At 71.3% G+C, this 7,461-nt stretch carries 7 protein-coding genes; all 7 read right to left on the bottom strand.

Annotated features, from left to right (window positions below):
* Positions 1 to 1,157, bottom strand: a 1,157-nt coding sequence (pgi, locus tag V7050_RS16000) for a glucose-6-phosphate isomerase (RefSeq protein WP_442885704.1), incomplete at its 3' end; no start/stop codon positions are given.
* A 1-nt stretch (position 1,158) separates the two neighbouring features.
* A complete protein-coding gene (gene eda, locus V7050_RS15995; protein ID WP_324370361.1) occupies positions 1,159 to 1,800 on the bottom strand; it encodes a bifunctional 4-hydroxy-2-oxoglutarate aldolase/2-dehydro-3-deoxy-phosphogluconate aldolase in 642 nt (213 codons plus the stop codon).
* Positions 1,797 to 3,620 (bottom strand): phosphogluconate dehydratase, encoded by a 1,824-nt coding sequence (gene edd / locus V7050_RS15990; protein ID WP_324370359.1) that lies wholly within the window; start codon positions 3,618 to 3,620, stop codon positions 1,797 to 1,799. Before edd ends, eda begins: the two co-directional genes overlap by 4 nt.
* 19 nt (positions 3,621 to 3,639) lie before the next feature.
* Positions 3,640 to 4,332: a 6-phosphogluconolactonase gene (gene pgl, locus V7050_RS15985; RefSeq protein ID WP_324375274.1), complete on the bottom strand. Its 693-nt coding sequence runs from the start codon at positions 4,330 to 4,332 to the stop codon at positions 3,640 to 3,642.
* Entirely contained in the window at positions 4,329 to 5,786 is a 1,458-nt protein-coding gene (gene zwf / locus V7050_RS15980; RefSeq protein WP_324368129.1) for a glucose-6-phosphate dehydrogenase, read from the bottom strand. The genes pgl and zwf overlap by 4 nt, the downstream gene beginning before the upstream one ends.
* 10 nt (positions 5,787 to 5,796) lie before the next feature.
* Positions 5,797 to 6,729, bottom strand: a complete 933-nt coding sequence (locus V7050_RS15975; protein ID WP_324368127.1) for a carbohydrate kinase family protein — start codon at positions 6,727 to 6,729, stop codon at positions 5,797 to 5,799.
* A gap of 94 nt (positions 6,730 to 6,823) precedes the next feature.
* Positions 6,824 to 7,461 (bottom strand): ABC transporter ATP-binding protein (locus V7050_RS15970; RefSeq protein ID WP_324410823.1); only part of this gene is annotated, 638 nt, incomplete at its 5' end.

The following is a 7,461-nucleotide window of genomic DNA, read 5'->3' as shown; positions in this document are numbered from 1 at the left end:
TGGTGGATCAGCTGGTAGAAGGCGTGCTGGCCGTTGGTGCCCGGCTCGCCCCAGACCACCGGCCCGGTGGCGCGGGCGACGGGCGTACCGTCTCGGGTCACGCGCTTGCCGTTCGATTCCATGTCGAGCTGCTGGAGATAGGCCGGCAGCCGCCCGAGCCGCTGGTCGTAGGGCAGGATCGCCCGGGTCGGATAGCCCATCACGTCCCGGTGCCAGATGCCGACGAGGCCGAGCAGCACCGGCATGTTCGCCGGCAGCGGCGCTTCGGCGAAATGCCGGTCCATGGCATGGGCGCCGGCGAGGAACTCGCCGAATCGCTCCGGGCCGATCGCGATCATCAGGGGCAGGCCGACCGCGCCCCAGACCGAATAGCGCCCCCCGACCCAGTCCCAGAAGCCGAAGACGCGGGCGGGGTCGATGCCGAAGGCCGCGGTCTTGTCGAGCGCCGTGGAGACGGCGGCGAAATGCCCGTCCGCCCCGTCGCCGAGCGTGGCGCGCAGCCAGTCGCGGGCGGTGCCGGCATTGGTCATGGTCTCGATGGTGGTGAAGGTCTTGGAGGCGACGATCACCAGCGTGCGACTGGCGTCGAGCCGGCCGAGCGTGTCGTGGATATGGGCGCCGTCGACATTGGAGACGTAATGCAGCCGCGGCCCGTCGTGGTAGGGCGCGAGCGCCAGCGTCGCCATCGCCGGGCCGAGATCCGAGCCGCCGATGCCGATGTTCACCACATCGGTGAAGCGCCCGCCGTCGGCGGCGGTGATCGCGCCCTCGCGCAGGCCGGTGGCGAAGGCGCCCATGCGGTCCAGCACGTCCCGGACCTCGGGCATCACGTCGCGACTGTCGACGAGGACGGGTTTGTCGGAGCGGTTGCGCAGCGCGGTATGGAGGACGGCGCGGCCTTCGGTGGCGTTGATCGGCTCGCCGCCGAGCATGGCGTCGCGCCTTCCGGGCACGCCGCTGGCCTCGGCGAGCTGGATCAGGAGGGTGAGCGCATGGGCGTCGATGCCGGTCTTGGAGAAATCGAGCAGCATGTCGCCGAGGCCGACCGAGAATTCGCGGAACCGGTCGGGATTGTGGTCGAAGAGCGTCAGGATGCGCCGGTCGCGCGCCGCCGCCCCCGCGGCATCGAGAGCATTCCAGATCTCCTGCGGCATCATCTCACCTGTTCAGCTGGCTGGCGGTGCGCGCGAGCGCCTCGATCTCGTCCCATCGTCCCGCCCGGGCCAGCTTCGGGTCGGCCACCCAGGATCCGCCGACGCAGAGCACGTTGGGGAGCGCGAGATAGGCCGGCGCATTGGCCAGCGAGACGCCGCCCGTGGGGCAGAAGGCCATCTGCGGCAGCGGGCCGGCGAAGGACTTGAGCGCCGGCGCGCCGCCATTGGCCTCGGCGGGGAAGAACTTGGCAACGTCGTAGCCGCGTTCGAGCAGGCCCATGGCCTCGCCGACCGTGGCGATGCCGCCCAGAAGCGGCAGGTCCTCCGCTTCGCAGGCCGCCAACAGCCGGTCGGTCACGCCGGGGGAGACGCCGAAGCGCGCGCCCGCGGCCCTGGCCTCGGCCACCTGCTCGGGGGTCAGGAGCGTGCCGGCGCCGACGATGCCGCCCGGCACCGTCGCCATGCGGTGGATCACCTCGAGCGCGGCCGGGGTGCGCAGGGTGACCTCGAGCACCGGCAGGCCGCCGGCGACCAGGGCCTCGGCGAGCGGCACCGCATGCTCGACGTCCTCGACCACCAGGACCGGGATCACCGGCGCGCGGCCGCAGAGCTCGCGGGCGTAGGCGGAAGCGTCCTTGGGGGTCATTGCACGGTCTCCGGGATGAGGCTCGAGGCGCCGGCCTCGGCGGCGCCGACGACGCGGCGGAAATTCGTGAAGAGCTCGCGCCCGGTCCCGGCCTCGTTGGCCGCGAGGTCGGGGCGCACCAGCGGGCGGTCGAGCGCGCCGGGGCTGAGCACGTCGAGGGTTCCGGCGACGGCGTCGACGCGCAGGATGTCGCCGTCGGCGATCCGCGCCAGCGGGCCGCCGTCGAGCGCCTCGGGCGAGACGTGGATCGCCGAGGGCACCTTGCCCGAGGCCCCCGACATGCGCCCGTCGGTGACGAGCGCCACCTTGAGCCCGCGGTCCTGGAGCACCGCGAGCACCGGCGTGAGGCTGTGAAGCTCCGGCATGCCGTTGGCCTTGGGGCCCTGGAAGCGCACGACGACGACGGTGTCGGCCTCGAATTCGCCGGCGCGGAAGGCCGCCTTGACCTCCTCCTGGTCGTGGAAGACCCGCGCCGGCGCCTCGATCACCTGGCGCTCGGGGGCGACGGCGGAGACCTTCATCACCCCGGTGCCGAGATTGCCCGAGAGCCGGCGCGTGCCGCCGGTGGGCTGGAAGGCGGCGCGGGCCGGGCGGAGGATCTTGTCGTTGAGCGTCTCGCGCGCGCCCTCCTCCCAGGCGAGCGCGCCGTCGATCACCTTGGGCTCGCGGGTGTAGCGCGCGAGGCCCGGGCCGGCGATGGTGCGGGTGTCGTCGTGCAGGAGGCCGGCCTCGAGCAATTCGCCGATCATGTAGCCCAGGCCACCTGCGGCGTGGAAATGGTTCACGTCGGCGAGGCCGTTGGGATAGACCCGCGCCATCAGCGGCGTCACGTCCGAGATCTCGGCGAAATCCTCCCAGTCGAGCACCACCCCCGCCGCGCGGGCCATGGCGACCAGGTGGATGAGCAGGTTGGTCGAGCCCCCGGTCGCGTTCAGCCCGACGATGCCGTTGACGAAGGCGCGTTCGTCGAGCACCTCGGCCACGGGGGTGTAGTCGTTGCCGAGCGCCGAGATCGCCAGCGCCCGCTTGGCGCCCTCCACCGTCAGGGCGTCGCGGAGCGGCGTGCCGGGATTGACGAAGCTCGCGCCGGGCAGGTGCAGCCCCATGAATTCCATCAGCATCTGGTTGGTATTGGCGGTGCCGTAGAAGGTGCAGGTGCCCGGCCCGTGGTAGGAGGCCATTTCGGCGGCCATCAGCGCCTCGCGGCCGACCTCGCCGGCGGCGAATTGCTGGCGCACCTTGGCCTTCTGGTCGTTGGGGATGCCCGAAGGCATCGGCCCGGCCGGCAGGAAGACCGCCGGCAGGTGGCCGAAGCTCGCCGCGGCGATCACGAGGCCGGGCACGATCTTGTCGCAGACCCCGAGATAGACCGTGGAATCGAAGACGTCGTGGCTGAGCGCGACGCCGGCGGCCAGCGCGATCACGTCGCGGGAGAAGAGGCTGAGCTCCATGCCGGGCTGGCCCTGGGTGACGCCGTCGCACATCGCCGGCACGCCGCCGGCGACCTGCGCGGTGCCGCCGACCGCGCGGGCCGCGGCGCGGATGAGGGCGGGATAGGTCTCGAAGGGCTGATGCGCCGAGAGCATGTCGTTATAGGCGGTGATGATCCCCAGATTGCCGGCGGTGGCGCCGGCCAGCGCCGCCTTGTCGCCCTCGGGCATCGCCGCATAGGCATGCGCCTGGTTGCCGCAGGAGAGATGCGCGCGCTTCGGCCCGGCATCCCGCGCGCGGGCGCAGCGGTCGAGATAGGCGGTGCGCAACGGCGCGGAGCGCGCGACGATGCGGTCGGTCACGCTGGCGACGGTGGCGTTCAGGGTCATGGCGGCCTCCGCAATTCGTTCAGTCGGCGTAATGCACGGTGACGGGACAGGGCGCGGAGAGCACCGCGCGGATCGGCGCCGCCTCGACCGGGCCGTCGGCGAGCGCCTCCTCGAGGGCGGCGCGCTTGTCGGCGCCGGTGATCAGGACATGGATGACCGAGGCCGCGCGCAGGACGCGCGCGCTCAGGGTCAGCCGCGGCTCCGGCGCGCCGGGCGGATGCACCTCCACCAGCTCCGGCGCGTCGTCGGCGAGGGCCGCGGCCAGTTCCGGAGCGCCGGGAAAGAGCGAGGCGGTATGCATGTCCGCCCCCATGCCGAGCACCAGCACGTCGATCGGCAGCACCCTCGCCACCCGCTCGCAGGTGGCCCGCAGCACCGACTCGAGCCGCGAGCCGGTGGGGTGATAATGCACCAGGGTCGCATCCGCGGCGGCGTTGCGCAGCAGGGTCTCGCGGATGAGCCGCGCGTTCGACCGCGCGCTCAGCTCGGGCACCATGCGCTCGTCGGTGGGCAGGACATCGACGTCGGACCAGGCGAGCTCGGCCTCGGAGAGCGCCGCGAGGAAGGGACCGGGGGTGGTGCCGCCGGGCACCGCCAGGGTCGCCCGGTGCTTGGTGGCATGCGCCGCGCGCAATTGATCCGCGACCAGTTCCGCGAGCCCGCGCATCAGCGTGTCGCGGTCGGGATAATCCTGGCGCGCGACGTCGGTCATGCCACGATCTCGCGCCAGAGATGGCCGTCGGCGCTGGTCAGCTTGTAGGCCTCGATCGGCCCGGCGCCGCCGCTGTCATAGGCGAGCGGCCGCGATCCGCTCTCCTTCCAGAGCTGGATGATCGGATCGGTCCAGGCCCAGGCGGCCTCGACCTCGTCCCCGCGCATGAACAGCGTCTGGTCGCCGCGGATCACGTCCATGATCAGCCGCTCGTAGGCCTCCGGCATGGCCCCCTCCTCGCCGAGCGCGTCGGCGAAGGTCATGTCGAGCGGGACCTCGACGAGCCGCATGCCGCCGGGGCCGGGCTCCTTGATGGTCACCCGCATGGTGATGCCCTCGTCGGGCTGGAGGCGGATGATCAGCGCATTGCCCTTCTGCGCCTCGACCTGGGGGAAGATCGTATGCGGCGGGTGCTTGAAGGTCACCACGATCTCGGAGAGGCGCGCGGCGAGCTTCTTGCCGGTGCGCAGATAGAAGGGCGTCCCCGCCCAGCGCCAGTTCGAGACATGGGCCCGGATCGCCACGAAGCTCTCGGTGCGGCTCGCGGGATTGCCGACATGGTCGAGATAGCTGCCATCCTTGCCGTTGGCGCGGTACTGGCCGCGCACGGTGTCCGAGATCATCAGCGGGTCGAGCGCCCGGATCACCTTGAGCTTCTCGTCGCGCACCGCATCGGGGTCGAACTTGGCCGGGGGCTCCATCGCGGTCAGGCAGAGGAGCTGCATGATGTGGTTCTGCACCATGTCGCGCATGGCGCCCGAGCCGTCGTAATAGGCGCCGCGACCGGCGACGCCGACGGTCTCCGCGACGGTGATCTGCACATGCTCGACGTAGCGCGAGTTCCAGAGCGGCTCGAAGAGCGCATTGGCGAATCGGATCGCCATCAGGTTCTGGACCGTTTCCTTGCCCAGGTAGTGGTCGATCCGGTAGATCTGGTGCTCGCTGAAATGCCGCGACAATTGCGCGTTGAGCGCCCGCGCCGAGGCCAGATCCTGGCCGAGCGGCTTCTCGACCACGATGCGGCTCGAGGGCGTGGTGATCCCGGCCTCGGTCAGCCGCCCGGCGATCGTGGCGAAGAGCGACGGGGCGACCGAGAGGTAGAAGGCGCGGATGTGGTCGGGCTTCTCGTCGAGCTTGCGGGCCAGCTGCGCCCAGCCGCCCTCGCCCGCGGCGTCGATGGTGACGTAGTCGAGCGTCGCGAGGAACGCCTCGACCCGCTCCTTGCTCAGGTCGCCGGGTTCGACGAATTCCTCCAGCGCCCCCTGGACCGACTTGCGGAATTCGGCGCGGCCCATCTTCGAGCGGGCGGCGCCGATGATGCGCGCGCCCTCGGGCATCTGATGCACCGACAGCCGGCGGTAGAGGCTTGGCAGGATCTTGCGGTGGGCGAGATCGCCGGTGGCCCCGAAGATCACGAGGTCGAAAGGCTGGACGGGAATGACCGTGGAGACCATCGAATATTCCTCAGTCGGAGAGTTCTGCCGCGCGGGGCAGGTCGGCGCCGCGGCGCGAACAGGTGAGCGCCGAGGCACGGGCGGCATAGGACAAGATCGCTTCGAGTTCCACCCGGTCGAGGGCGGCGATGGCGGCTTTCGGGCCGTCGGGGCCGCGCAGCAGCCGCGCGAGCAGGGCCGCCTGGAAGGTGTCCCCGGCGCCGACGGTATCGATGACTTCGACCTTGGGCGGGGCGGCGGAGCCGTGCAGCCCGCTCGCGGTCCAGGCATGGGCCGGCGCATCGCCGTCGGTGACGACGACGAGCTGGACGCCGCGGCCGAGCAGATCGGCGGCGAAGGCCTCCGTGCCGAGGCCGGGCCGGATCAGCCCGAGATCCTCGGCGCTGATCTTGACCAGATCCGTATGCGGCAGCAGGCCGTCGAGCCGCGCGCGCCAGACCTCCATGTCCGGCTCGACCGTAGGCCGGATATTGGGGTCGACCGAGACGAAGCGGCCCTCGCGCCCCGCGGCGAGCCCCGCGAGCGTGTCGGCGACCGGGGCGACGGCGATCGAATAGGAGCCGAAATGCAGGCCGGTGACCTCCGGCGCCAGCGGCGGCAGGTCGGCCGCGGTCAGGCCGGTATCGGCCGAGCCGGTGTCGTAGAACTGATAGGCGGGCACGCCCGCGGTATCGAGGCCGACGAGGCTGATCGTGGTGGGCCGGTCGGTGGCGACGGAATAGCGCGTCGCCACGCCTTCGTCCTCGAGGACCCGGCGCAGCCGCTGGCCGAGCAGGTCGCGCGAGAGCCCGGTCAGCAGGCCGGATCGCTGGCCGAGGCGCGCGAGCCCGATCGCCACGTTGAAGGGCGAGCCGCCCGCCCGGGCGGCGTAGCGCGCCGATGCGGGCCCCTCCTCGGTCTCGAGGAAGAAGTCGAACAACGCTTCGCCGCAGACCAGAAACATTCCCCGCCCCCCGCTTTGCGACACCCGCCCCAATTAATCACGACGGATGATTTATCCGATCTGCGCCGCCGCCGCAAGGCGAAAGGCCGAAGCCTCACCGATGGAGATAGGACCGGCCCGCCTCGTCGAAGAGATGCAGCTTGTCCGGGGTGGCCGCGAGGCGCACCTTCTCGCCGCGCCGGAAGCGGTGGATGCCGGGCAGCTTGGCGATGATCGGATCCTCGCCCTCCTGCGGGGCGAAATAGAGCAGCGTGGTCTCGCCCAGCGCCTCGACCATCGAGACCTCGCCCTCGTAGAGCGCCTCCTCCGCCTCGGTCGGCACGAGATCCTCGGAGCGCACCCCGACGCGCACCGCCGCGCCCTGGTCGCCAGCCTGGCTCGGCACCTCGATGCGCGTGTGGCCGCCACCCTCGACCTCGACCCCGGTGATCGCCCCCGTCTCCACCACCCGCGCCTTGAAGATGTTCATCGAGGGCGAGCCGATGAAGCGTGCCACGAAGACGTTCGCCGGGCGCTCGTAGAGGTCGAGCGGCGAGCCCACCTGCTCGATGTTGCCGCCGTTCAGCACGACGATCCGGGTGGCGAGCGTCATGGCCTCGACCTGGTCGTGGGTGACGTAGATCATCGTCGAGGAGGCCATGCGCTCCTTGAGCTGGGCGATCTCGATGCGGGTCGCCACGCGCAGCGCCGCGTCGAGGTTGGAGAGCGGCTCGTCGAAGAGGAAGACCTTGG

The organism is Amaricoccus sp., assembly GCF_036846665.1.
GTDB lineage: Bacteria > Pseudomonadota > Alphaproteobacteria > Rhodobacterales > Rhodobacteraceae > Amaricoccus.
This window is presented reverse-complemented; position numbering and strand designations above follow the sequence as displayed.

What these genes read in the sequence shown, in the direction of transcription:
- eda (WP_324370361.1), bottom strand. Translation starts at nt 1,800, where the DNA reads ATGACCCCCAAGGACGCTTCCGCCTACGCCCGCGAGCTCTGCGGCCGC.
- zwf (WP_324368129.1), bottom strand. Translation starts at nt 5,786, where the DNA reads ATGGTCTCCACGGTCATTCCCGTCCAGCCTTTCGACCTCGTGATCTTC.
- V7050_RS15975 (WP_324368127.1), bottom strand. Translation starts at nt 6,729, where the DNA reads ATGTTTCTGGTCTGCGGCGAAGCGTTGTTCGACTTCTTCCTCGAGACC.
- pgl (WP_324375274.1), bottom strand. Translation starts at nt 4,332, where the DNA reads ATGACCGACGTCGCGCGCCAGGATTATCCCGACCGCGACACGCTGATG.
- edd (WP_324370359.1), bottom strand. Translation starts at nt 3,620, where the DNA reads ATGACCCTGAACGCCACCGTCGCCAGCGTGACCGACCGCATCGTCGCG.